We start from the raw sequence: 22,695 nt of genomic DNA on the forward strand, positions 1-22,695 counted from the left end.
CAAACGCGCTGAAAATTCGGAGGGATTTTTCCAGCCTTTGGGAGTCAAACCCGCCCCTATTTTTTTCAACGATGAATTCTCATGTCCCAACTACAACAAGAAAAGGGACATCCATGTTTGTCAAAAACCCAAGGGTCCAGCTATCCTGGCAGCTCTACTACAAGCTCATCCATCAGAACCTATCTGTGCCGAGCTATCGCGTCATGTTGGGGATCGTACTTCAACACGAATTCCAAGAACATTGGCACGACATTTATTGCGATCTTCCGGAGCAGACAGAGTCATGGGCTGAACTCTCAGAATTCCGCAAGATCGTCGGCCTGAGTGGCCGTGATTGGAAAAAGCAATGTGCGTCGGCGGTGGAAGAACTGTCGGGAACCGGCTGGTTTGCAGATATTGAACTTGTTCACGGCAACAGATCGATAAAGTGGACGTTGGACAGGGCAATTGTCGAGGCACAACTTGACCGAGACAAGTATGTTCTTCTTTCCCTGGAGGAAATCGCCGCCTGCCGGACATCGCTGGAACATCAGTTTGTCTCGGAGTTGACCCGGACCCGTCAAATGAAGGCGCCCGAGTTTGATTGCCATGCACTTAAAGCTGTTCCAAAGCGGGGTAACAACATCGACTGGAAGCGTTTCCGCCCACGTCTTGAACGTTTTTTTGACAAATGGGGGCGTGATGAGGGCACCTCGTTTGTCGTTGGGACCGCCCGTTCACACCTGGGCGATGTCACCAATGTCACTATCCGAACTCGGACCTCGCATACCAATTGGTTTGGTTGGGCGCTGTACAAGTTCCCCCCGAACTCAAGGGTTTATCTCTATGAGAACGGCGCAATGCGGCAGCTTGGGGCCGAGGAGATCTTCAGGAAGGTAAGGGAAAAGGTGCCCGGGTTCATTCCTGCGAAGAAACGCCAGCTGAAGCGGGCGGCTTAAACAATTCGTCAAAAAACATTGGGCAATTGATTTGGCAATTGCCGACCACCCAAAGGAACCAAAGATGACAAAGAAAGAAACCCGTGGCGCAAAGGCGAGTTACACGGACAAGCAACTTGAGACTGCTGTCGGAGCGCTGTGGACAGCGGGGCAGGTGCCCGATGCGAAATCAGTGGCAAGTTACTTCACCGACGTTTTCGGTATCGAAAGTACGCCGCGCCCGGATTCACTGCAGCGGAAAATCGGTGACATGGTCGGAGATTTGGAGAAGCGGAAAAAGACGGAACTGCTTCGCAATCTTCCCAAAAGTATCGGGGATCAGGTAAAAGCTGCAATGGCGGCGGAAGAGGAAAAATATCTCCTCATTGCAGCCCGCGCGTATGATGAAAGCCGGGCTGATGCCTTCGCAATTGTCCATTCGAAGGACACAGAGATCATCGCCTTGTCAGCGCGCATCAGAAATCTCGAGCACAGCCATGACCAAAAAGAAGGGATGTTGACGTCGGTGCAAGATGATCTCGACAGGGCTCGGTCCAAGATAGATGTGCTGCAAGATGAAAGTCGGGAACAAGAAATCCGAATACGTGAGCTTTTGGCCACCGTTCAGGCTCAGGAAAAGGCACTGAAGGTATTTGAAGGCCTTGCCAAATTAGCACCTGCTAAAGCTGCGTAGCGCTGGCTGAAATTCGGTGTAGTGACGGTGCGGATTTGCGCTTTGTGGCGCGACCGCACTATAATTCCCGTATGAGCGAACAAGAAATTCCAGAACGTATTCAAGCAGCTCTCCACGCAGAGCTGTCTCCAGATGATCTCACCGCCGATGAACAGGAAGTCTGGCTTGATGCATTTATGGAGAAAACTGCAACCCTGACGCCTGAAGCGAAGGCCTTTTATGAAAATCGCCGCTGGCTTGGTCTCGGCGTCGGCTTGGATGAAGACGGAAATCTTGTTCGCGGTCGAGACACTCAAACATCTGAAAGCCGGGCCGAAAAGTTACGTGTTCTTGCAGACATCGTCGAAGACAAATTCGGTAGCACCGTCTGGTTCGAGCAGCACCACAACTCAAAATACTACGAAATCTCGGCCTTTCATGTCTTTTACATGCCCGCATACGGCGGGGAATTCGACAAGGCGTATATAGTCTCAAAAACTGATCCCGCACGAGATTTTGTGGAAGCCGCACTCCCCAAAATCGGCATTCATGTTCGCAGTGCCGAGTTGCGAGAAACGACATTCATTGAATTACGACCTGAGTCAGCAAGCGCCGACGAAAAAGTGGCAATGCTGAGAATCCTGAATAGGGGAATCCATGATTGAAGGCATCACATTGAATACAGAAGCCATTGAGCGCAACCGACCGATAATCGAAGAACGTGCGAAAAAACTGCGGATTTTGCATGACATCGTGAGAGATCGGTTCGACGGTGCATATGTCACTTTCGAACAGCATTGCTCCCGATTTGATAACGACACGATCGCATTTTTTGTGGTCCTGCACAGCGACAAAAGCGTGGTTGAATCGGCCAGGAAATTTGTAGAAGACGCGCTCCATCGCATCGAAGTGCCGGTTCGCTACGAGCGTTGCGACGCATTTTCTGTATATCTAAGACCAGAGCCGGCAAGCGCACACGAAAAAGTGGCGATGTTGCGGGTTTTGAGGGAAGGGACTGAGCAAGGCGATTAAAAAAGCCCGTTGGGTCGCCTTGGTTTCGGTTGGACCCCGGCTTTGCCTCTGAGCGGCCTAATGATCCAAACCAAATTTCCTTGTTTTGCGTTGTGAACCCACCTCCCTGCTGAGCAGCAGGGAGATAGACTTTGACCGAAACGAAAAAAACGGCCGGCATCGCAACCGGCAACCTTGCCACTGTTGAAGATCTGGTCAAATTCTTAAGAACCAGCCGAGCCGACATACCGGGTATCATGGCGCGCATGGGTGTTCCCAAGCGTGGAATTGGATTCCCATGGCAACGGATCTGGCTGGCCCTTGGTGTGGACATGACCAGCGTTGTGGACACCACGGATTTATACAAACCGATGTTGAAGCTTGACGAGGTGGCGGCCTTGCTCGGGGAAAGTTCCAAAACGACGCGCCGAAGAGCGGATGGGATGCACCGGGATCAGTCCATTCCCAAACATATCGACCTTGGACCACGGAAGCGGATTTATTTTGCTGCGGAAATACAATCCTGGCTTTACGGTGATCCAATTGAATTTGAGAGGTGTGGCAAGAACCTTTCCTTCATCGAGCAGAAGCCGAAGGGCAGGGCGCCGAAACACTGTCGGAAGTCAGATGCAGACACTAATCCCCTGAGTGCTCCCCAAACTGCGGCGGCACTGTTCATGGGGCCTCCGCCGAAACTGTAGGCACCAAACAAACCATTTTTTCCGTAAATTCCAACCCAGACCCACCTCCTTTCTGCGCCAGGAAAGGAGGTTTTCTTTTGTCATTTCGCAGGGCGCAAAACTGCCCGAGTTTCATCATCAACCCGCACAAAATGACAACTGGGCAGGAAATTGGTCGTCCAACGGACAAATGACACCGGTGTCGGACAAAATGACAAACGCCCCCAGATTTTCGGGAGTGTTAAATCTCCAGGTAATTGTCATTTTCGACTTCGGTTTTTCGGAAAACGGCCAATTTGTCATTTAGCGGACAAGAAAAGAGGCCTTTATGAGTTTTTTCACACCTATCACACAGATGACCATGCAAGATGTTCTGGATTGGACCATCGCAAACGATAAGAACGATTACACCTCGCCAGTAGCCCGTTGCAGTGGGCTGCTGGACAATCGTCAGCTGATAGAAATCCCCGTCAACCTGACGGAGTTCAAACGGCGTTTTCCGTTACATGGATTTAATCCCAGAAACTTCAAAACTGAGAAGGCCTACAAGGCTTGGCGGCGCAAAGTGATTGCTGCGATCAAGGGAGCTACGGGCCAGGTTAAAAAAGAGCGAGAGCGACGGTCCCGGCGTGATGAATGGGCTTGCGTCATCAAGATTATCGAGCCGATGACAGGAATGCCGCCGGACGCAGTGTATCCGCATCAAATTCTGATCCCGATCCGGAAGTTGGCGGATTTTGCGCGGCAATATGGAAAGCGTCCGGACCAGGTGAGCCAGGAATGGCTGACAGAACAACGTCCGACGCTTGACTCCAACGAATGGCAAACCATGCAGCGGGCACTTCGCCAGTTGAACGATCTGAGGTGTCTATCGTCACTCAAACCGTTTCTTCCGGATCAACCTTATGCAGTGGAGAAGCCATCCCGCGACAACATTCTGCCGGGTATTCCGGATAGTATCGGCGAGGAGATCCAGGCATGGGTGGAGAACGCCGCCAAGCGCGAGTTCGATCCTATCGAGCGGGAGTATACCGAACCACCGTCAACGGGTGATGTCGGCCAAAAGACCAGCGCGCTGAGAAAATTTGTCAGCACTCTTGCCGTTTCCGAAGAAGTCGAGATCTCGCCAGACACCAGGCTCTCCGATCTGATGACCACAGACAATTTTGAAATTGTCATTCGAGCCTGGACGCGGAATTCGGACGGAAAGGGAAAAATCACGGCGCGAACCGCCAATGACTATATGAAGAGCCTCTATGTGCTGATGGCACGCAACGATGTCTGTCCGGCTGCAATCAAATCGCATGTCGCAGCAAACAGCTTTCTGAAATCAGGAAAGAAGCAAGCCAAGGAAATGTCCGCCAGGGCACGCGATTTCTGTGAAACCTTGCTTGGCTCGCAAAAGCTCACAATGGACTTCCTATCGTTGCATGTGCAGCTGCGCAATCAAGCGCACGAGATGATCGAGAAACTCACTGCTGAACGGCAGCAATTGACCACGAGAGAGATTCAGAAGATCCGCGAAATCGGAACCGTTGCTGCATTTTGTGCACTCGAGACTCGTGGCGCTCCAATCCGCATCGGTAGCGCTCTGGCTCTTAAATGCCGAGGAGGTGGTATCACATTCCACCTCCCGACGACGACAACGGATCACGCGACAATTACCCTGTCGCCGGACCACACGAAAAATGATGTGGAGATTTGGGCTCCCATCAAACGTGGCAACCTCAGTGGGTTGGAGGTCATCGAGTGGTACTTCAAAGTCATCCGACCACTTTATCCGGATGCTGACAAAAACGAGTTTGTCTTTCCGGGTATCAAGGTGGAAGGATCACTTCCTTACAAAACTTTCCTCGGATGGTTCAAACGCCAAACTCGAACTGCAGGTTTGCCAATGACGCCACACAATTTCCGTCACGGTTTGGCATCGCTGCTTATCCAAAGAAACCCGGGTCGTTGGGATCTGATCGAGCGACTGCTGGATGATACGATTATCACTATCCGCAGGAACTACGCTTGGGTCGACAAACGCCGTGCCATTGCCGAGGTCCAGCAATTCATTCTCGACCTGTCGGAGCTGTGACCATGAAGAAACCTGATCGCCGCAAAAAAAATGAAATCCTGCAACATGCGCGGTGGGATCCGATCATCGCTACACTCGACATATCGAAGGTGGCCGTCGACCATCTCCGAATTCTCGATGACTTCCTCGCCTTCATAGAAAAGCGCCAGATCACCTCGATCTGGTCGCTCCGGGTTTCTGACTTTCTGTCTTTCGACGAGGCTTACCAGTCAGCCAACCGACTTCGCCGGCTAAAGCATGGAATGCAGTCGGTTTTCCCGGATCAGCCGGCGATCCTGGTCCTGACTGATGCGATCCGCCGGAAAGAAGCCGCGACGCGCATGCCGAGAACATCGGGGCCGAGGCATCGTCGGCTTGAAAAGTCCATTCCAGCGGATGAATTGCCGCAAATCTGGAAGGATGCCTTGACGGATATGGAGGCCGGATTTGACCGAAACGGCGTAATGGCGCCGTCTTTGAGAATGATCCCGACATACCGCATGAAACTGCGTCAGTTGGCTTTCTCCGCGCAAAAAGCTGGGCTCCAAGCGGCGTTCTCTCCTCATGCGCTGCGTGCTTATGGCCGTGATATGCGCGCGCGAGACCTATCTCCTGCAACATTGCGGGCCTCTTTCTCAGCCGTGCAGAAATGTGCTCGCTATGTTGCCGCCGATCAGGAAATAATCGACTTCCTGGCCGAGCTCCTTCGTATCTATGAAGAAAAAGCTAACAAAGCGCCGAAGAAGAAGTACCAGAAGCTTCAGAATACTGGCTATTCGCCGGTCGCGATTGTCAATCAAGCCTCGAAGCTCTTGAGCGAGGCATCGGTTTTGACCTGTCCCAAATCGCGCCATGCCCAGCGTAACACAGCAGCGGCGCTCGCGCTGTTTTCGAACTTACCGTTGCGGCTTGCCGATACCCGCCTCGTCTTCGGGAAAAACGTGCTGTGGCAAGAGGGGCGATATCATCTTCAAGCAGAGATTTCGAAAAACCAGGAACCCTGGAGCGCGGAATTCGACCCACGCCTCAATGTCTTCATCAATGCCCTGATCTTACGCGGATGTGACAAGATCTGGCTCGAGCACATGCGGGAAGAGTGCCTTCGATCGAGCAGGCCGCTGTTCATCCGATCAGATGGGGAGGGCGTGGGGTACAATTACGTTTCCGATTGCTGGCGTCGAGTCTATGGAACTGGTGAGCATATCGCCCGCACGATCCAGCACACTTTTCTGGGTATCGAGCTCGGTCCGGCCGGGACTGATATGGCGCTGGCAACCTGCGGCCAAAACTCTTCACAGACACAGAAGCATTACCAGGATGACACTGTCGCCAAAGCGCTGCGCCTTAAGGGGCAGGCATCTCTGGCTGAGATTCCAGACATTGAATATCTCAAACTCTTCGAACTGATCTGAAAGTTCGCTTCAGGTTGTCTCCATTTTCTGCGCGGTCCTCTTGGTGAGACCGCGCAGCAAACGGCGCACCCGAAACGAAACACGGAAAGAAACTATGACATGAGAATACCAACAACAACCGCAGAGCGTCTTGGTCGTCCGAGGAGACGGCAGCAAACCCTGAGGAAATCTCAATGCAAATACAAGGCACTCCGGCCACCAAGGCCCTTCTCACCTTCATCCAGGACTACAACGAGGCGTTGCAGAACGCGTCACTTTTGCTCGGTGGGCAGTTTGCCCTGAGGAGGGTGCAATTCCTCATCGATCACCTGGCGACCCAGCGGTCGCTAACGCGGCGCGCCAAGCTCGACCTCGTGGCGATGCACAAATTGCTGACACTGCAGAATGTCGGCGATCCGGAGCGGATCGAGACAGCGCTGTTCGCTAATATCGATCCCGCCGACCCTGTCGTCGAAGAGCTCTGCCTTCTGTCCGACGCTCTACTCGATCACATGCGAGCGGTGGACACCGAGGCCGACTTGCCGGTGTTCGAACTCGAACTGGCGGCGTGAGGAGGGATCATCATGACGAAAGATCTGCCAGAGTTGCCGCCGTTCGAAATCGTCGTATACCGGGCCATTCTCGCCGCGCGAAGCTTTTACGCAGAATGGCAGCGACACGGCCCCGAAGTCGACCCTGAAATGCAGCGTTCGGTGTCAATTGCACTCGAGCACCTGGATGAGGGAACACTGTTCTCGTTCAACGATGACGATACATGGCTTTCGATCGAACAGGTGCTCATCAACGCGTTGAACGCCTGTCAGGACGGCTACGGCGATTACGCTGTTCGCGAAGATACCCGCTACGATCACATCTTTCTGGCCGAGCAGGAGCGGTTTCGTCGACTGATGGAAAGCTGGAAAGGCTTCAGGGATGCCCGGCAGCGGGTGCTCGATCGTCGCAGAGCATCAAAAGTCGCTGCAGAGATGGGCAACTAACGCAGCTTTAGAAAGCTCACGAAAAGTCGACAGAGCCTCGATGTGGAAACGGCGGGGCTCTGCGAAAAACTTAAATACCGCAAAATGAAACTTTGTTTGAGATTTTCCGCTCTGCAGAGGGTGCTGACAGGAACATAGAGGTAGTAATCTATGCGACAAAACAACTTGCCGGATGATCTGGACGAAATCACCGTCGCTGCCGTGAAGGCTGGTCGCGCGTTTGGTACCGCGTGGGGCGATTATCCAAAGCTGGTCAATCAAGCTGCTTCAACGCAAGAGACACTACAAACAGTCGATCGGCTGAAATCAAACGATGTGTTCAATTCTGATGATGAGGACGCTCTCGATGAAGTCGAGAAACAACTGGTTGCTTGGTTCGAGGCGCTGCCCGGACGTCGCTACCTTGAATTGGACAGCCGCGCTGGCGTTCTGAAGGTCATTGAAACTGATGAGGCGCAAGAAGTCCTGAACCTTCTACTGCAATATCTTGCTTTTCGCCGTTTGCGTCAAGAAGTTGTGGACCGAATGACGGCAAAAAGGGTGCTGATGAGCTTCCGAAATACGTGAGATGAAGGCGGCAGGTATTGCGCGCATCAAGATTCAAGAGCTGCATGAAAGAAAAATCCAAAAAAAACTCTTTCTGGCTCTTGATATGCTTTCTGTTCGAACAGGATGGGAGAACTCGGTAAATTTCGTGGCCTTGTTTGCTCCGAAAAATAGATCTTCCGTCTAAAATAAAATTACCAACCAATTGATAAATAACCATTTATATGACAGCGCTGCCGAACCTGCGAGTATTTACCATAAAAACAAACTCGGAAATTCGACTACAATTTCATCTTCAAGAAAATTTCTGCGAAATAAAGCAGCAAAAAAATTATTTGTCTTTTTTATTACAAAAAATTCTGATGCCTCACCTCTGCCGATCGGATCATCATCACCAGAAAAATACTATGCAAGTTCGGAAAAATACGACTAACGTTTCTGGTGTTTTTCATGCGATTATAGTTGGCAATTTGCCACCGGGGACAACCTATAAATATCTGTTTTCAATAAATTTTACGCATTCGAAGCACCATCCGAACACAGATGAAAAATCAAAAAAATCCGAGCGAAAAAAGGTAATTCTGAGCACTTCAAACTCGGTAAAAATAAATCGCAGAAAACTCTGATGCGACTTTATTTTTCCGACTTTGGCGTCTGCAAGAGGGGATTCAAACCTCTCTCCAAGGTCTGAGCGGCCATTCCTACTTCCTCCTCACACGCAAACAAGGCGCGAGGAGAAAATGAAAACACGCCCAATGGAAACCAAAAAGCCAATCAGGCCCGAGATGTCGGCAACCGGAAGGAACGTTCCCGGAATGGCTGGACGTGGCTTTCGAGACATTCGCCCTCGCTTCGAGCTTTTCTTCATCAACCGAGATGAAATCTCCTGATCGCTTACGCCAGCTCAAGGCGAAAGCACCGGCCAAAACAAAAAGGGAAATAGACCCATGACAAACAGAGCAGTTCGAAGCTCCGCTTCATTTGAAAACCTTGAGCTGATTGATGGGCTGGCCGACAGGCCGCCGCCCATCAAGACAGCAGTCGTCGCGCACCTCAGCGGATATTCCCGAAGGAAGATCACCGATCTCGCAACCAAGAAGGAAATCCCTGGCGCAACAAAACGTGAAGGTCTCTGGCTTTTTGACCAGCACGAATTCCACATCTGGCTCAATGAAGGAAACAAGAAATGTCGAGCAACATCTACAAGCAATCGGGCAGCAAAAACTGGCATCTCAGTGTCACGATCGACGGAGTCCGCCACAGAGAGTCGCTTCGAACAACTTCGAAACGCGTCGCCGAAAAGAAGGCGAAAAGCCGCATAGAGGAACTGCAAGAGAAAGCCCGCAAAGGTGAAAACGATTGGTTGTTTCAGGCCGGTTTCGTCAAGTTCTATGACGGGATGGATCAGGGGAACTCTTCCTGGTCGGCAGAAACCATCAAGCGCTACAGGACGAGCCTCCGTAGTATCCTCGGTGTTCTCGAGGAATATTGTGAAGATGAGGGCGACGACGTTTCTGATCTCATGGCGATGGAGATCGACAGGGCGGTTGTTTCCGAGTTTGTGGAGCGGCGCAAAGACCAAGGCGTTACTGTGGCCACGATCAACCGTGATCTCACCGCGTTCTGGCACCTGATGTCTGTGATGAAGAATGATGGCTGGATCCTGGACAACCCTGTTGCTTCTTATGAGCGGCAGGGGATGAAAGAAGTCCTGCCGGATATCGTAATGCCCACAGACACTGCCATTGAGGAACTGGCTTCAAGAGCTCCTGGAACCCTGTCGGAATTTCCTGGCTTTCTGAATGAAACAGGCGGGCGGGTGAAAGAAACCGCAATGATCAAATGGTCTGATATCAAGGGGATGGAGAAACCTGTCGAAGGCAAAGTAAAAGTCACCTATCGCAATACTAAAGGCGGAAAGATCCGAGTCATAACACTGCGACAGGGCGCAATCGATATCCTCCTTCGCATTCCGCGGTCCAACTCGTCTCCATATTTATTCTGGAATCGGAGCGATCATGGCTATTACAAGGACGCTTCAAACCTGTTCTGGGAATATGGGCAGGAAACCGGATTTGGCTCACGCCTGCATGATATCCGGCACAAGTTCGCGATTGAGCGTCTGCAGGAGGGCTGGAGCATCTATCGGGTCAGCCGGTATATCGGCCATGTGTCGGTGAGGACGACCGAACGCTATTACTTCCGGTATCTGACCCAGGAGGAGCAAGATGCCGCGCGCTCCGATGGGGACAACGGCTTCCGGTGAATCTCAGCTGGCTCAGAACATGAAATCAGGCCTCGCAGCGATTGCGGGGCCTGTTTCCTTTTGTCGATCAGCGCTCAAACAATGGATGTCAGAACAACGCGTTTGCTGCGGAATTTGGACCAGGGAGATGACATAGTCGGCGCAATCGGAACTCGAAGTGTGACATAGTATGTCAAATTTCGGGGTTGTGAGGTCTGGTATGGGCACCTGATGATTCGCCGCGTCGGCGAAAAATATTATTGCTTGTCAGGGGGATAGTGGCGGAGAGACAGGGATTCGAACCCTGGGTGGGCTTGCACCCACAACGGTTTTCGAGACCGCCCCGTTCGACCACTCCGGCACCTCTCCGCGGGGGTCTGTGAGGGGGGGATTTAGTGAGGAACGCGCGGGGGTGCAAGCAGAAAATTCCCGAAATTCACCAAGACGGGATTTTCCATTGCCAGATGGCGCAAAACACCTAGGCTTCTGGATATGACTTGTCACCTACGCCGCCTCGCTTTGCCCTTTGTTCCGTTGCTTTTGGCGTTTGCCATGTTGCCCGCGCCCACATGGGCCGCCGGGCGCGACCGGATTGAGGCCTTTCTGACCACAACCGGTTTTGACGTGGCGCTGGATAGCATCGCGCTTGCCTCGGCCTCGGCGCCCCGGATGCTGGGAATCGACCCCGAAGGGTTCGGCTCGGACTGGACCCGCCTGACCGAAGAGGTGTTCGATACCGAAGACATGCACGAAACCGCAGTCGCCATTCTGGAACAGACGCTGAGCGATGAGGCCCTGAACCATGCCGTAGAATTCTATGCCTCGGATCTGGGGCAGCGGCTGGTCGAGGCGGAAAATGCGTCTCATATGGCCGAAGATGACGACGCCAAACAGCAGCAGGGTCAGGAGATCGTGGCCGGTCTGATCAAGGACGGGTCGAAGCGTGTCGAGAACCTCAAGCGCATGAACGCCGCCATTGATTCCAGCGGAACGGCGTTGCGGGCGCTGCAAGAGGTTCAATTGCGTTTTCTGCTGGCCGCCAGCGCATCCGGAGTGATCGACCTGGAACTGAGCGCCGATGAGCTGCGGCAGATGATGAAGCAAAACGAAACCGGCATGAGACAGGCGCTGCAATTGTCCGCGCTTGCCGGGGCGGCCTATACCTATCGGGATTTCTCGGATGCCGATGTCATCGCCTATGCCCAGGCGTTGGAACAGCCGCTGATGCAGGAGGTTTATGAGCTTCTCAACGCGGTTCAATACGAAATCATGGCCATGAAGTTCGAGATTCTGGCCTCACGGATGGCGGAATTGCACCCGGCACAGGACATCTGATGCGACTGTTTCTGGCGTTTGCCGCCCTGTTTTTGTGGACCACGCCGCTGCAGGCCGAGGAAAAGGTCGAACGTCTGCTGCAAGCCCTGCATCTGGATGAAGTCATCGAAATCCTGCAGGATGAAGGTGGCACGATGGGGCAAACCCTGCAGGATAGCTTTCTGGACAATAAAGGCGGCCAGGTTTTTCAAAACCAGGTCGACCGGATTTACGATGCCGACAGAATGCGCCGCCAGGTCGTGGATGTGTTCGATCAATCCCTTACCGACAGGGAACTGGACCGCGCGATCCTGTTTTACGAAAGCGATCTGGGTCAGACTATCGTTTCGCTTGAGATCACGGCCCGTATCGCCCTTGCCGATGAAGCCATCGAGGAAATGGCGCAGGACGCGTATGAGAACGGCGACAAGGACTCCGAGCTTTACCGTCTGGTCGATGAATACATCCGGATCAACAACCTGATCGAAGAAAACGTTCAGAACTCCATCAGCGCCGACTACAATTTCTTCCGCGGGATGGATCTGGGCGGTGAAGTGGATGACGCCGAGCTTTTGGCACAGCTTCTGACGCAAAAGGACAGTATGACAGAAGAGACGCAGACATGGCTGTATTCTTTCTTTCTGCTGGCCTATCAACCGCTGAGCGATGCGCAGATTCGCGAGAATATCGCGTTTTCACGAACCGAAACGGGCAGGGCGATCAACAACGCCCTGTTTGAAAGCTTCGATCAGATGTTCGACGTGATCTATTTTCAATTGGGTCAGGCGGTCGCGCACGTGCTGCAGGGTTCCGACCTTTAAGCCTGCATTTGATGTTGACTTTCCTCTGCAATCTATGGATAAGCGCGCATCCCGGCCGGTTTTCCGCGCCGGGTCTCGTTATTGTTGACCCAAAGGGCATATCCCACGGGTCGTCACACAGCCCGAAAAGGGCGCGCTGTTCGAGGTGGCTGAGGCCGTCAACTCCCAAACGGGGACCACAGAACGCGGGTTAGAAAAGGAAAGACGCATGTTTGCGGTCCTCAAGACTGGCGGCAAGCAGTACAAGGTTCAGGCGGGCGACGTGCTCCGCGTTGAAAAGCTGGCTGCCGACGCAGGTGAAAAAATTCAATTCAACGATGTTCTGATGCTGGGCGGTGACGCTCCGGTTGTTGGCGCACCTTTCGTTGAAGGCGCAGGCGTACAGGCCGAAGTGATCGAACAGGTCAAAGGTGACAAAGTCATCAAGTTCGTCAAGCGCCGTCGTAAGCACAGCTCGAAGCGTACCGTTGGCCACCGTCAGAAACTGACCCTGGTCAAAATCACCGACATCCTGTCGTCGGGCGCTGACAAGTCGGGCATCAAGGCTGCAACCGGTTCGGCTCCGGCTGGCGAAGCTGCTCCGGCGGCAAAAAAGCCTGCCAAGAAAGCAGAAGCCAAAGCAGAGGCACCCGCCGCTGTTGCCGCTGATGATCTGACCAAGCTGAACGGTGTCGGCCCCGCCGCTGCCAAGAAGCTGGCAGAAGCCGGTATCGAGAGCTTTGCCGCTCTGGCCGCCTTGTCGGACGAGCAGATTGCTGCTATCGACACCATCAAAGTGAAACCCGAATGGGTTGAGCAAGCCAAAGAGCTGGCTCAAGGCTAAGGAGAGAGAGAATGGCACATAAAAAAGCTGGCGGTTCCTCCCGTAACGGTCGCGACTCAGCTGGTCGCCGCCTTGGCGTGAAACTGTATGGTGGCCAGGCAGCCATCGCAGGCAACATCATCGTGCGTCAGCGCGGCACCAAGTTCTGGCCGGGCGAAGGCGTAGGCATGGGCAAAGATCACACCATCTTTGCAACTGTTGATGGCGCCGTGAAGTTCCACAAGGGACTCAAGAACCGCACCTTTATTTCGGTCCTGCCAGTGGCGGAGGCCGCAGAGTAAGCCGAAACCCATAAGGTTTGAAAAATTCATGGGGGACCGGCAGAAAATGCCGGTCCCCTTTCTCGTTTTAACGCAGTTTTGATCAATGGCCCCGATGACACACGCAGCAAGCATAATCCCGTCACTGGTTCAGGGCCGGATTGCCCCTGCGGTTGAAGATCGGATGGGGCGGAAATATCTGATTGGGACGTTAATTGGTTTCACCGTTGCGTCCGCGATTTACGTGTTGTTCGGAGGAGGAACGAACTCATGAAACTTGAGACAATAATAAACCAGCCGGTCATAGAAACCGAGCGGTTCGACCTGCGCCCGCTGCGTCGGTCGGATATGGGTCTCATTGAACATTACGCAGGCGATGAGCGCGTGGCGCGCATGACCACGTCGATCCCGCACCCTTTGCCGCCCGGCTCGATCGAGGCCTTTGTGACCCGTTCCATGGCCGAGGATCGCGAAGAGGACGTTTGGGTAATGGATGCCACCAAAGATGGCGGACCCGAACTGATCGGTCTGATCTCATTGACGCGGCTGGATCGCAACCAGACCGAAGTCGGCTATTGGGTCGCGCCAGTCTATTGGAACACCGGCATCGCATCGCTGGCAGTTGAAACGCTGGTCAATGCTAATCCGTTGGAAAACGCGACGATGTTCGCCAGCGTGTTTCAGGATAATCCGGCCTCGGCCCGGGTGCTGACTCATTGCGGGTTCCAGTACCTTGGTGACGCCGAAAACTACTCGGTGGCGCGTGATGCAAACGTGCCCACCTGGACATACAGCAAAAAACTCTGACTTGTGGCCGATGGGGCCTTTGCAGTAGGGGACAGCCATGAAATTTCTCGATCTTGCAAAGGTCTACATCCGGTCCGGGGCCGGAGGTGGCGGCTGCGTCAGCTTTCGGCGCGAAAAATACATCGAATATGGCGGACCCGATGGCGGGGACGGCGGTAAAGGTGGCTCGGTTTGGGCCGAGGTCGTGGACGGGCTGAACACCCTGATCGACTTCCGCTATCAGCAGCATTTCTTTGCCAAGAACGGCCAGCCTGGTCGCGGACAACAACGCACCGGCAAGGATGGCGATGACATCGTTTTGCGTGTGCCCGTCGGCACCGAAATTCTGGACGAAGACGAAGAGACCGTGATTTGCGACCTGACCGAGGTTGGGCAACGCGTTTTGCTGGCCAAGGGCGGCAATGGCGGCTTCGGCAACCTGCATTTCAAATCAGCCACCAACCAGGCGCCGCGCCGGGCCAATCCGGGGCAGGCGGGAATCGACCGCACCATCTGGCTGCGGCTGAAACTGATCGCCGATGTGGGGCTGTTGGGGATGCCCAACGCGGGCAAATCGACCTTTCTGGCGGCGACATCGAACGCGCGCCCCAAGATCGCGGATTATCCCTTTACGACCCTGCACCCCAATCTGGGCGTTGTTGGCGTCGATAACGTCGAATTCGTCGTGGCCGACATCCCCGGCCTGATCGAAGGCGCGCATGAGGGCCGCGGGATCGGTGACCGGTTCCTGGGCCATGTCGAACGTTGCGCCGTCTTGCTGCATTTGGTCGATGGCACATCTGAGACCGTGGCCGATGATTACCGCACGATCATCCACGAACTTGAGGCTTATGGCGGTGAGCTGGCCGAAAAGCCTCGCATCACGGTGTTGAACAAGGTTGACGCGCTGGATGACGAAGAGCGCGATCTGGCCAAGGCCGAATTGGAAGAGGCCGTTGGCGGCCCCGTCATGACCATGTCGGGCGTGGCCCATTTGGGCGTGACCGAGGTTCTGCGGGCGTTGCGCGCCCAGATCGACGAAAACCGCCTGCGGCAGAAGCCCGCTGAGGAGGCGAAGTCGTGGCAACCCTGACCTCGGCCAAACGTCTGGTGGTCAAGATCGGGTCCGCATTGCTGGTGGATCGGAATACAGGGTTGTTGCGGTCGGACTGGCTGCATTCACTGGCGCAGGATGTGGCGTGGCTCAAGGGGCAGGGGACGGATGTCATTCTGGTCTCGTCCGGGTCAATCGCTCTGGGTCGCGGGGTGCTTGACCTGCCGATGGAGGCCTTGCCCCTTGAACAGTCTCAGGCAGCCGCCGCCGTGGGCCAAATCCGCCTGGCCCGCGCTTATGAAGAAGCACTGACTCCGCACAAGATCACCACTGCGCAGGTCCTGGTGACGCTAGAAGACAGTGCAGACCGCCGCCGTTACCTGAACTCTCGCGCAACACTCGAAACGTTGCTGAGCCTCGGCGTGGTTCCGATTGTCAACGAAAACGACACCGTTGCGACGGACGAGATCCGCTACGGCGACAATGACCGACTGGCCGCTCAGATCGCGGTGACCGTCGGGGCCGACCAACTGATCCTGCTGTCGGACGTGGATGGGTTCTACACCGGCAACCCGAACGAAGATGCCTCGGCCACGCGTTATGATTCGATCGACGACATCACCCCGGAAATCGAAGAGATGGCGGGCGATGCCGGGTCGGGGCTGTCTAAGGGCGGTATGAAAACCAAACTGCTGGCCGCCAAGATGGCAACAGCAGCGGGTTGCGATATGGCGATCACCGAAGGGTCACCCCTGAACCCGCTGAAAACGCTTGAGAATGGCGCAAATTGCACCTGGTTCACGGCCACTCTGGATCCGCACGCTGCCCGGAAACGCTGGATTTCGGCGATGAAACCGCGGGGCGAGATTGTGGTGGATGCGGGCGCGGCGCGTGCGCTCGGCAATGGCAAAAGCCTGCTGCCTGCGGGCATCGTCGAAGTGACCGGAGATTTTGGCCGCGGCGATCCGGTGGCAATCCTTGACCCAACCTCGCGCCGACTGGCGCAAGGCCTCAGCCGCTATACCGCGCAAGAGGCGGATGCGATCAAGGGGCGAAAGTCCTCGGAGATCGAGGCAACTTTGGGTTATCCGGGGCGGGCCGTTTTGATCCACCGGGACGATTTGGCGCTGTAGGCGCGCAATGCTAAAACACCAGAAGACCGACCGAAAGGCACATGAGATGAAGGATTTCGACAGCATTCCCACACTGATGGCCGATCTTGGAAAACGCGCCAAATCGGCCTCTGCCGATCTGGCCTGTGCCAGCGCAGAACGCAAGCACGCCGCCCTGATTGCTGCAGCGGATGCGGTTTGGGCACACCGAGCCGACATCATCGCGGCAAACAAGAAAGACCTGGAGTTTGGCCGCGAAAAGGGCCTGAGCCCGGCGATGATGGATCGCCTGATGCTGGACGAATCCCGCATTCAGGGCATGGTCGGCGGCTTGCGCACCGTGGCGGATCAGGCTGACCCGGTTGGCGAAGTTCTGGCCGAATGGGATATGCCCTCGGGCCTGAACATCCAACGCGTCCGCACACCTTTGGGCGTGATCGGCGTGATTTACGAAAGCCGTCCGAACGTGACAGCGGATGCAGGTGCACTATGCCTGAAATCCGGCAATGCCGTGATCCTGCGCGGCGGGTCTGAAAGCTTCCATTCCTCTAGCGCGATCCATGCCTGTCTGGTCGAAGGGTTGAAGGCCGCAAACCTGCCCGAAGACGCGATCCAGCTGGTGCCGACGCGCGACCGGGCCGCTGTGCAGGAATTGCTGACCCTGACCGACTACGTGGACGTCATCGTTCCGCGCGGCGGCAAAGGTCTGGTTGGTCTGGTCCAGCGCGAGGCCCGTGTGCCCGTATTCGCGCATCTCGAAGGCATCGTGCATATCTATATCGACAAATCAGCCGACCCGCAGAAAACACTGGATGTGGTGCTGAACGCCAAGACTCGTCGTACCGGGATTTGTGGCGCCGCCGAGTGTCTGTTGATCCATCAGGACATCGCCGAAACGCTGGGCCGGGACGTAATTGCCGCGCTGCAGGCCGCAGGTGTTGAGGTCCATGCCGAAGGTGCGCTGGCTGTGGAAGGCACGATTGCGGCCACAGCGGACGATTGGGGCAAGGAATTCCTCGACAGCATCATTGCCGCCAAACCGGTGGCAGATATCGACGCGGCTATTACGCATATCCGTCAGTATGGCTCGAACCATACCGACTGTATCATGACCGAAGATGCGGACGCTGCCGCGCGGTTCTTTGAACGGCTCGACAGCGCGATCCTGATGCACAATGCCTCGACCCAGTTTGCCGATGGGGGCGAGTTTGGAATGGGCGCCGAGATCGGTATCGCCACCGGCAAGATGCACGCGCGCGGACCCGTGGGCGCCGCGCAGTTGACCAGTTTCAAATATCTGGTGCGTGGGAACGGAACGACCCGGTCCTAGAACCGGATCACAATGCGGGTTGAGGTGGTTTCTGCCGCAACCCGCCGCCCCATCGACGCCGCGGTCTCGGGCAGCAGTGCAAACTGTACCTGCGCGGGGGTGACCTTGTTGGCAAACCGGCCCAGAGGCAGGCTCTTCCACAGATCATTATCCAGATTCAGCTTGTCGGCCGAACCCGTCACCGTCCAAGTTTCCCCAGTATTGGCGATTGTGACCTCACCGCCAAAGGGCATCGCGCTTTCGCAGCACATCAATGCCAGAAACGCCAGTTTCACCTGATTGCGCGGCACCGCTTCGGTCAGGTGCCAGTTGACGCGCACTCGGCCAGCCCGTTCAACATCCTTCAGCAGCTCAGACACCTCAGCCCGTCCCAGAGGCTGGTCACTGGCCGATCCGAACGCAACGCGGAAGAACCGTATCCGCGCCCCGGCGCTGCCGACGCTACCCGAAATCAGTTCCATTTCGGGACCCTGGGTGCCTCCAACCATCTCAAGCAACTCCAGCCCGTTGGTGATCGCGCCAATGGGGCTGATCAGATCGTGACAGATCCGGGAACCGATAAGCTCGGCCATGTTGACTGTGGTGTCGCTCATGCGTACCTCCTGCTGCATCTGCCGCCGGACCTGGAGCCCAGACATGTCAGACCTCAATGCCATTCTTGCACCGGGCATGTATGTCCGCCACCCCGATTTCCCCGATTGGGGCGTTGGACAGGTGCAGTCCAACATCGGGGGCAAGATCACCGTCAACTTTCGCGAGCAGGGGAAAGTGGTGATTGACGGAACACGCATCGCCCTGATGCCAGTCTTTGATCCGTGAAACTGGTTTAGGAAAGGTTAACAGCCCCGCATATCCGCTCTTGTTGCCATCCCCCCGAAAACTGCGGTATCAGCGCGCAAACAAGAACGGAACCTCAGATGCCGGATGCAGGCCCTTCCTTTACCGTCAAACTCGCCGAGACCGAGGACGAATTGCGCGCGGCCCAGCGGCTGCGCTATGACGTGTTTGTCCGCGAACTGGGCGGTGGCGGAGAGATGGTCGATCACGAGGCTGGGCTAGAGCGCGACAGGTTCGACCCGTATTTCGACCACATGCTGGCCATCGACAACGTCACCTGCGAAACTGTGGGCGTTTACAGGCTGTTACCGGGCGAACGTGCTGCAGAACTGGGGCAGTTCTATTCCGAAGACGAATACGACCTGAAGGTCCTCAAACAAAGCGGCCGCAAGCTGTTGGAATTGGGGCGGTCCTGCCTGCATCCCGATTACCGCGGTGGTACGGCGATGTATCACCTGTGGAACGGTTTGGCGGCTTACGTCAATGAGCGCGAGATCGAGGTTCTGTTCGGCGTCGCCAGTTTTCATGGCACGAATGTTCAGGACCTGGCGCAGCCCTTGTCGATGCTGCATCACAACCATCTGGCGCCGCCCGATCTGCGGGTTCGGGCGCAGCCGGACGTGTTTCAATCCATGGATCTCGTGGCGCCGGACGACCTGGATCGCCGCGCGGCGATGGTGCAAGTTCCGGCGCTGATCAAAGCCTATCTGCGGTTGGGCGGTTTCGTGGGCGAAGGCGCCTTTATCGATCACGCCTTCAACACGACGGACGTGTGCCTGATCCTTGACACTGCCCGCATGAATGAACGGCAGAAACGAATCTATGGCGGAGCGTAACCCGGTGAACGACGCGCTGTGGAACAGTGAGGATGCGCCGGACCCGATCAATCTTGGGCTGATTGGGTGGGTTCTCGTCTTTCTGCGCGGGGTGCCTCTGGCGCTACTGGTATTTGGCGGGCTGATCGTCCTTCTGACCATTCGTCTGATCGAACTCCCGTTATTCGGCATGCGCCGTCCGATCACGCCGTTCATCGCGCAGTTCGTCAGCCGCAATGCGTTCCGAATTCTCGGAATGGGATTTCGAACTTCGGGGCAGTTGATGCAGCAGCGCGGGGCCGTGGTTGCGAACCATTCCTCCTGGCTGGACATCTTTGCGTTGAACGCGCGCAAGCGGGTCTTTTTCGTGTCCAAGGCCGAAGTTGCGAAATGGCCCGGTATAGGCTGGCTGGCCCGTGCGACCGGCACCGTGTTCATCGAGCGGGACCGCAAGAAGGCCAAAGAACAGACCAAGGTGTTTGAAGCCCGCCTGAAAGCCGGCCATAAATTGTTGTTCTTCCCCGAAGGTACATCGACCGATGGTCTGCGGGTTTTGCCTTTCAAAACAACGCTCTTTGCTGCGTTCTTCGCGGAAGAATTACGCGAATTCATGTATGTGCAGCCGGTCTCGGTGATCTTCCACGCACCCGAAGGCCAGCCGGACCGGTTCTATGGCTGGTGGGGCGAAATGGAGTTCGGGCCGCATCTGCTCAAGACACTCGGTGCGCGCAGGCAAGGGGCTGTGGAGTTGATCTTTCATGCCCCGGCCAAGGTCAGCGACTTTGATAACCGCAAGGCGCTGGCGGCGCATTGCGAAGAAGCCGTGCGACATGCGCACAGCTTGGCCCGGCTCGAAAAATAAGGGCAGTAGGCCCTTGCGCTGCATCCAAACCTGCCGTATACGCGCGCCATTCAAACCCGCAGGCGGGGTTTGGCCTTTTTGAGGGAGACATCCTCATCAATGCCGCCGGTTGGAGCATCCGCTTCTTTCACCCCCGCCCAGGCGTAAACCGGAAAAGGAAAATAGCATGGCTCTTCCCGAGTTCACCATGCGTCAGCTGCTGGAAGCTGGCGTTCACTTTGGTCACCAGACACAGCGTTGGAATCCCCGCATGGGCCCGTTCATCTACGGCTCGCGCAATGGCATCCACATCATGGACCTGACCCAGACCGTTCCAATGCTGGACCAGGCGCTGCAGGCGGTTCGTGACACCGTTGCAAAAGGTGGCCGCGTTCTGTTCGTTGGTACCAAGCGTCAGGCTGCTCAGCCGATCGCAGACGCCGCTGAAAAGTCGGCTCAGTACTTCATGAACCACCGCTGGCTGGGCGGCACGCTGACCAACTGGAAAACCGTTTCCCAGTCGATCAACCGTCTGAACCAGATTGACGAAGCCATGGAATCGGGCGCCGAAGGCCTGACCAAGAAAGAGCGTCTGGGCATGGAGCGTGACCAGGCCAAGTTGCAGGCTTCGCTGGGCGGCATCCGCGAGATGGGCGGCGTTCCTGACCTGCTGTTCGTCATCGACGTCAAGAAAGAAGCACTGGCAATCGCCGAAGCCAACAAGCTGGGTATCCCGGTTGTGGCCGTGGTTGACACCAACTGCTCGCCCGACGGCGTTGACTATATCATCCCCGGCAACGACGACGCAGCGCGTGCAATCGCTCTGTACTGCGATCTGGTTGCTCGTGCAGCTCTGGACGGCATGACCGCTCAGATGGGTGCCGCAGGTGTTGACCTGGGTGCATTCGAAGAAGCACCGGTTGAAGAAGTCGTTGCGGAAGAAGCACCTGTTGCTGAAGAAGCCGCGCCGGAAGCCAAAGCCGAAGCGTAAGCTGCCCGTCACGTAAATGACATATGGGGCAGGGTATGACCTGCCCCAATTCCGTTTGAATTGAGGAGAGCCCAAGATGGCAATCACAGCAGCAATGGTTAAAGAACTGCGCGACCAGACCGGCGCAGGCATGATGGACGCGAAAAAAGCGCTGACCGAAACCGGCGGCAACATGGACGAAGCCGTTGACTGGCTGCGCACCAAGGGCTTGGCCAAAGCGGCCAAGAAGTCGGGCCGTACCGCAGCAGAAGGTCTGGTTGCTGTTCACGTCAACGGCGGCAACGGTGTTGCTGTCGAGGTGAACTCGGAAACCGACTTCGTTGCGAAAAACGCCGAATTCCAGGAAATGGTTGGCAAGATCGCTTACGCAGCCGAAGGCGTTGCAGATGTCGACGCGCTGCTGGCGGCTGACCTGGGTGGCAAGAACGTGGCCGACACCCTGACCGACAAGATCGCCACTATCGGCGAGAACATGTCCGTGCGCCGCATGGCCAAACTGTCGGGCGACACTGTTGTGTCTTACGTCCACAACGCGGCCACCAACGGCATGGGCAAAATCGGCGTTCTGGTTGCTCTGACCGGTGGCGACGAAGCGATCGGCAAGCAGGTTGCGATGCACATCGCAGCAGTGAACCCGGCGGCCCTGTCCGAAGCGGACATGGACCCGGCCGTTGTCGAGAAAGAAAAGCAGGTTCAGATGGACATCGCCCGCGAATCCGGCAAGCCGGAGCAGGTGATCGAGAAGATGATCGAAGGCCGCATGAAGAAATTCGTCGCCGAATCGACCCTGCTGAACCAGCAGTTCGTTGTGAACCCTGACCTGACCGTTGAGGCAGCGGCCAAAGAAGCAGGCGCAACCATCACCGGCTTCATCCGTCTTGAAGTTGGCGAAGGCATCGTGGTCGAAAAAGAAGACTTCGCAGCCGAAGTTGCCAAGGCCGCTCAGGGCTAAGGACGATCTCCGGGCCTCGCAAGAGGTCCGGACACGCAAATGTCGAAACCGGTTGCGCAAGACGTGACCGGTTTTTTTGTGCGGGAATAAAAAAAGACGCCGAAGCGTCTTGATGTTCGTGGAATTAATTGAGGGGCCCCGCAAGATGGGGATGGTCGAGGCCCCCCAAAATTCCGGCAATCGGACGCAGACAAATAGGCGCCTTCTTGTCAGAGCGGCTGGAGAGCCCTGTTATT

Annotated in this window: 26 protein-coding genes and 1 tRNA gene; 24 read left to right on the forward strand and 3 right to left on the reverse strand. The window is 55.7% G+C overall.

Annotated elements, in window-relative coordinates; translation table 11 throughout:
• The first annotated feature begins 113 nt into the window (after positions 1 to 113).
• The 10 genes from ACOQFT_RS22000 to ACOQFT_RS22045 all read left to right on the forward strand — a co-directional run bounded on the left by ACOQFT_RS22000 (position 114) and on the right by ACOQFT_RS22045 (position 8,299).
• Positions 114 to 938, forward strand: coding sequence for a hypothetical protein (locus ACOQFT_RS22000; protein ID WP_421599960.1), 825 nt, complete (start codon positions 114 to 116; stop codon positions 936 to 938).
• 64 nt (positions 939 to 1,002) lie between these two features.
• Positions 1,003 to 1,611: a hypothetical protein gene (locus tag ACOQFT_RS22005; protein WP_421599961.1), complete on the forward strand. Its 609-nt coding sequence runs from the start codon at positions 1,003 to 1,005 to the stop codon at positions 1,609 to 1,611.
• Between the two features lie 71 nt (positions 1,612 to 1,682).
• Positions 1,683 to 2,255 (forward strand): hypothetical protein, encoded by a 573-nt coding sequence (locus tag ACOQFT_RS22010; RefSeq protein WP_421599962.1) that lies wholly within the window; start codon positions 1,683 to 1,685, stop codon positions 2,253 to 2,255.
• Positions 2,248 to 2,622 carry a hypothetical protein gene (locus ACOQFT_RS22015; RefSeq protein WP_421599963.1) on the forward strand — a complete coding sequence of 125 codons (375 nt, stop codon included), beginning with the start codon at positions 2,248 to 2,250 and terminating at the stop codon, positions 2,620 to 2,622. The genes ACOQFT_RS22010 and ACOQFT_RS22015 overlap by 8 nt, the downstream gene beginning before the upstream one ends.
• A gap of 131 nt (positions 2,623 to 2,753) precedes the next feature.
• Positions 2,754 to 3,302: a helix-turn-helix transcriptional regulator gene (locus tag ACOQFT_RS22020; RefSeq protein WP_421599964.1), complete on the forward strand. Its 549-nt coding sequence runs from the start codon at positions 2,754 to 2,756 to the stop codon at positions 3,300 to 3,302.
• Positions 3,303 to 3,609: 307 nt separating this feature from the next.
• Entirely contained in the window at positions 3,610 to 5,364 is a 1,755-nt protein-coding gene (locus ACOQFT_RS22025) for a hypothetical protein (protein WP_421599965.1), read from the forward strand.
• A 2-nt stretch (positions 5,365 to 5,366) separates the two neighbouring features.
• The gene (locus ACOQFT_RS22030) at positions 5,367 to 6,755 is read left to right on the forward strand and encodes a hypothetical protein (protein WP_421599966.1); all 1,389 of its coding nucleotides are present in this window, start codon (positions 5,367 to 5,369) and stop codon (positions 6,753 to 6,755) included.
• Positions 6,756 to 6,928: 173 nt separating this feature from the next.
• Positions 6,929 to 7,306, forward strand: coding sequence for a hypothetical protein (locus ACOQFT_RS22035; RefSeq protein ID WP_421599967.1), 378 nt, complete (start codon positions 6,929 to 6,931; stop codon positions 7,304 to 7,306).
• Between the two features lie 12 nt (positions 7,307 to 7,318).
• Positions 7,319 to 7,732, forward strand: a complete 414-nt coding sequence (locus ACOQFT_RS22040) for a hypothetical protein (protein WP_421599968.1) — start codon at positions 7,319 to 7,321, stop codon at positions 7,730 to 7,732.
• Positions 7,733 to 7,882: 150 nt separating this feature from the next.
• Positions 7,883 to 8,299 (forward strand): hypothetical protein, encoded by a 417-nt coding sequence (locus tag ACOQFT_RS22045; protein WP_421599969.1) that lies wholly within the window; start codon positions 7,883 to 7,885, stop codon positions 8,297 to 8,299.
• 956 nt (positions 8,300 to 9,255) lie between these two features.
• On the opposite strand, the gene ACOQFT_RS22050 is transcribed toward ACOQFT_RS22045, so the two are convergent.
• The gene (locus ACOQFT_RS22050) at positions 9,256 to 9,438 is read right to left on the reverse strand and encodes a hypothetical protein (protein ID WP_421599970.1); all 183 of its coding nucleotides are present in this window, start codon (positions 9,436 to 9,438) and stop codon (positions 9,256 to 9,258) included.
• 26 nt (positions 9,439 to 9,464) lie between these two features.
• On the opposite strand from ACOQFT_RS22050, the gene ACOQFT_RS22055 reads away from it, so the two are divergent.
• Positions 9,465 to 10,544 carry a tyrosine-type recombinase/integrase gene (locus ACOQFT_RS22055; RefSeq protein ID WP_421599971.1) on the forward strand — a complete coding sequence of 360 codons (1,080 nt, stop codon included), beginning with the start codon at positions 9,465 to 9,467 and terminating at the stop codon, positions 10,542 to 10,544.
• A gap of 258 nt (positions 10,545 to 10,802) precedes the next feature.
• Here the strand turns inward: ACOQFT_RS22055 and ACOQFT_RS22060 are convergent.
• Positions 10,803 to 10,892, reverse strand: a tRNA-Ser gene (locus tag ACOQFT_RS22060).
• A gap of 123 nt (positions 10,893 to 11,015) precedes the next feature.
• On the opposite strand from ACOQFT_RS22060, the gene ACOQFT_RS22065 reads away from it, so the two are divergent.
• From ACOQFT_RS22065 to ACOQFT_RS22100, 8 genes are all read left to right on the forward strand, one after another.
• On the forward strand, positions 11,016 to 11,858 hold the full coding sequence (locus ACOQFT_RS22065) for a DUF2059 domain-containing protein (protein ID WP_421599972.1): 843 nt from the start codon (positions 11,016 to 11,018) through the stop codon (positions 11,856 to 11,858).
• The gene (locus ACOQFT_RS22070; RefSeq protein WP_421599973.1) at positions 11,858 to 12,658 is read left to right on the forward strand and encodes a DUF2059 domain-containing protein; all 801 of its coding nucleotides are present in this window, start codon (positions 11,858 to 11,860) and stop codon (positions 12,656 to 12,658) included. Before ACOQFT_RS22065 ends, ACOQFT_RS22070 begins: the two co-directional genes overlap by 1 nt.
• Positions 12,659 to 12,866: 208 nt before the next feature.
• Entirely contained in the window at positions 12,867 to 13,481 is a 615-nt protein-coding gene (locus tag ACOQFT_RS22075) for a 50S ribosomal protein L21 (RefSeq protein WP_421599974.1), read from the forward strand.
• 11 nt (positions 13,482 to 13,492) lie between these two features.
• The gene (gene rpmA, locus ACOQFT_RS22080) at positions 13,493 to 13,762 is read left to right on the forward strand and encodes a 50S ribosomal protein L27 (protein WP_010440093.1); all 270 of its coding nucleotides are present in this window, start codon (positions 13,493 to 13,495) and stop codon (positions 13,760 to 13,762) included.
• A gap of 249 nt (positions 13,763 to 14,011) precedes the next feature.
• Positions 14,012 to 14,548 carry a GNAT family N-acetyltransferase gene (locus ACOQFT_RS22085; RefSeq protein ID WP_421599975.1) on the forward strand — a complete coding sequence of 179 codons (537 nt, stop codon included), beginning with the start codon at positions 14,012 to 14,014 and terminating at the stop codon, positions 14,546 to 14,548.
• Between the two features lie 37 nt (positions 14,549 to 14,585).
• On the forward strand, positions 14,586 to 15,620 hold the full coding sequence (gene obgE, locus ACOQFT_RS22090; RefSeq protein ID WP_170427712.1) for a GTPase ObgE: 1,035 nt from the start codon (positions 14,586 to 14,588) through the stop codon (positions 15,618 to 15,620).
• Positions 15,608 to 16,714, forward strand: a complete 1,107-nt coding sequence (proB, locus tag ACOQFT_RS22095; RefSeq protein WP_421599976.1) for a glutamate 5-kinase — start codon at positions 15,608 to 15,610, stop codon at positions 16,712 to 16,714. The genes obgE and proB overlap by 13 nt, the downstream gene beginning before the upstream one ends.
• Positions 16,715 to 16,760: 46 nt before the next feature.
• Positions 16,761 to 18,023, forward strand: a complete 1,263-nt coding sequence (locus tag ACOQFT_RS22100; RefSeq protein ID WP_421599977.1) for a glutamate-5-semialdehyde dehydrogenase — start codon at positions 16,761 to 16,763, stop codon at positions 18,021 to 18,023.
• On the opposite strand, the gene ACOQFT_RS22105 is transcribed toward ACOQFT_RS22100, so the two are convergent.
• Positions 18,020 to 18,616: a histidine phosphotransferase family protein gene (locus tag ACOQFT_RS22105; protein ID WP_421599978.1), complete on the reverse strand. Its 597-nt coding sequence runs from the start codon at positions 18,614 to 18,616 to the stop codon at positions 18,020 to 18,022. The two genes, ACOQFT_RS22100 and ACOQFT_RS22105, sit on opposite strands and share 4 nt — an antisense overlap.
• A gap of 43 nt (positions 18,617 to 18,659) precedes the next feature.
• On the opposite strand from ACOQFT_RS22105, the gene ACOQFT_RS22110 reads away from it, so the two are divergent.
• The 5 genes from ACOQFT_RS22110 to tsf all read left to right on the forward strand — a co-directional run bounded on the left by ACOQFT_RS22110 (position 18,660) and on the right by tsf (position 22,459).
• On the forward strand, positions 18,660 to 18,842 hold the full coding sequence (locus ACOQFT_RS22110; protein ID WP_170324899.1) for a DUF3553 domain-containing protein: 183 nt from the start codon (positions 18,660 to 18,662) through the stop codon (positions 18,840 to 18,842).
• A 98-nt stretch (positions 18,843 to 18,940) separates the two neighbouring features.
• Positions 18,941 to 19,696, forward strand: a complete 756-nt coding sequence (locus ACOQFT_RS22115) for a GNAT family N-acetyltransferase (RefSeq protein WP_421599979.1) — start codon at positions 18,941 to 18,943, stop codon at positions 19,694 to 19,696.
• Positions 19,683 to 20,537, forward strand: coding sequence for a lysophospholipid acyltransferase family protein (locus ACOQFT_RS22120; RefSeq protein WP_421599980.1), 855 nt, complete (start codon positions 19,683 to 19,685; stop codon positions 20,535 to 20,537). Before ACOQFT_RS22115 ends, ACOQFT_RS22120 begins: the two co-directional genes overlap by 14 nt.
• A gap of 166 nt (positions 20,538 to 20,703) precedes the next feature.
• Positions 20,704 to 21,507 (forward strand): 30S ribosomal protein S2, encoded by an 804-nt coding sequence (rpsB, locus tag ACOQFT_RS22125; protein ID WP_421599981.1) that lies wholly within the window; start codon positions 20,704 to 20,706, stop codon positions 21,505 to 21,507.
• A gap of 76 nt (positions 21,508 to 21,583) precedes the next feature.
• A complete protein-coding gene (gene tsf / locus ACOQFT_RS22130; RefSeq protein WP_170442733.1) occupies positions 21,584 to 22,459 on the forward strand; it encodes a translation elongation factor Ts in 876 nt (291 codons plus the stop codon).
• Positions 22,460 to 22,695: the final 236 nt, after the last annotated feature.

Origin of the sequence: Ruegeria sp. MALMAid1280 (assembly GCF_049195285.1) — a bacterium.
Classification (GTDB): Bacteria; Pseudomonadota; Alphaproteobacteria; order Rhodobacterales; family Rhodobacteraceae; genus Ruegeria.

Excerpts from the sequence above, each read along its gene's own strand:
- ACOQFT_RS22115 (WP_421599979.1), top strand. The coding sequence starts at position 18,941 with ATGCCGGATGCAGGCCCTTCCTTTACCGTCAAACTCGCCGAGACCGAG.
- tsf (WP_170442733.1), top strand. The coding sequence starts at position 21,584 with ATGGCAATCACAGCAGCAATGGTTAAAGAACTGCGCGACCAGACCGGC.
- ACOQFT_RS22030 (WP_421599966.1), top strand. The coding sequence starts at position 5,367 with ATGAAGAAACCTGATCGCCGCAAAAAAAATGAAATCCTGCAACATGCG.
- ACOQFT_RS22065 (WP_421599972.1), top strand. The coding sequence starts at position 11,016 with ATGACTTGTCACCTACGCCGCCTCGCTTTGCCCTTTGTTCCGTTGCTT.
- rpsB (WP_421599981.1), top strand. The coding sequence starts at position 20,704 with ATGGCTCTTCCCGAGTTCACCATGCGTCAGCTGCTGGAAGCTGGCGTT.
- ACOQFT_RS22040 (WP_421599968.1), top strand. The coding sequence starts at position 7,319 with ATGACGAAAGATCTGCCAGAGTTGCCGCCGTTCGAAATCGTCGTATAC.
- ACOQFT_RS22085 (WP_421599975.1), top strand. The coding sequence starts at position 14,012 with ATGAAACTTGAGACAATAATAAACCAGCCGGTCATAGAAACCGAGCGG.
- ACOQFT_RS22045 (WP_421599969.1), top strand. The coding sequence starts at position 7,883 with ATGCGACAAAACAACTTGCCGGATGATCTGGACGAAATCACCGTCGCT.
- ACOQFT_RS22055 (WP_421599971.1), top strand. The coding sequence starts at position 9,465 with ATGTCGAGCAACATCTACAAGCAATCGGGCAGCAAAAACTGGCATCTC.
- ACOQFT_RS22015 (WP_421599963.1), top strand. The coding sequence starts at position 2,248 with ATGATTGAAGGCATCACATTGAATACAGAAGCCATTGAGCGCAACCGA.
- ACOQFT_RS22005 (WP_421599961.1), top strand. The coding sequence starts at position 1,003 with ATGACAAAGAAAGAAACCCGTGGCGCAAAGGCGAGTTACACGGACAAG.
- ACOQFT_RS22000 (WP_421599960.1), top strand. The coding sequence starts at position 114 with ATGTTTGTCAAAAACCCAAGGGTCCAGCTATCCTGGCAGCTCTACTAC.
- ACOQFT_RS22105 (WP_421599978.1), bottom strand. The coding sequence starts at position 18,616 with ATGAGCGACACCACAGTCAACATGGCCGAGCTTATCGGTTCCCGGATC.
- ACOQFT_RS22120 (WP_421599980.1), top strand. The coding sequence starts at position 19,683 with ATGGCGGAGCGTAACCCGGTGAACGACGCGCTGTGGAACAGTGAGGAT.
- ACOQFT_RS22035 (WP_421599967.1), top strand. The coding sequence starts at position 6,929 with ATGCAAATACAAGGCACTCCGGCCACCAAGGCCCTTCTCACCTTCATC.
- ACOQFT_RS22070 (WP_421599973.1), top strand. The coding sequence starts at position 11,858 with ATGCGACTGTTTCTGGCGTTTGCCGCCCTGTTTTTGTGGACCACGCCG.
- ACOQFT_RS22110 (WP_170324899.1), top strand. The coding sequence starts at position 18,660 with ATGTCAGACCTCAATGCCATTCTTGCACCGGGCATGTATGTCCGCCAC.
- ACOQFT_RS22025 (WP_421599965.1), top strand. The coding sequence starts at position 3,610 with ATGAGTTTTTTCACACCTATCACACAGATGACCATGCAAGATGTTCTG.
- ACOQFT_RS22010 (WP_421599962.1), top strand. The coding sequence starts at position 1,683 with ATGAGCGAACAAGAAATTCCAGAACGTATTCAAGCAGCTCTCCACGCA.
- ACOQFT_RS22100 (WP_421599977.1), top strand. The coding sequence starts at position 16,761 with ATGAAGGATTTCGACAGCATTCCCACACTGATGGCCGATCTTGGAAAA.
- obgE (WP_170427712.1), top strand. The coding sequence starts at position 14,586 with ATGAAATTTCTCGATCTTGCAAAGGTCTACATCCGGTCCGGGGCCGGA.
- ACOQFT_RS22075 (WP_421599974.1), top strand. The coding sequence starts at position 12,867 with ATGTTTGCGGTCCTCAAGACTGGCGGCAAGCAGTACAAGGTTCAGGCG.
- rpmA (WP_010440093.1), top strand. The coding sequence starts at position 13,493 with ATGGCACATAAAAAAGCTGGCGGTTCCTCCCGTAACGGTCGCGACTCA.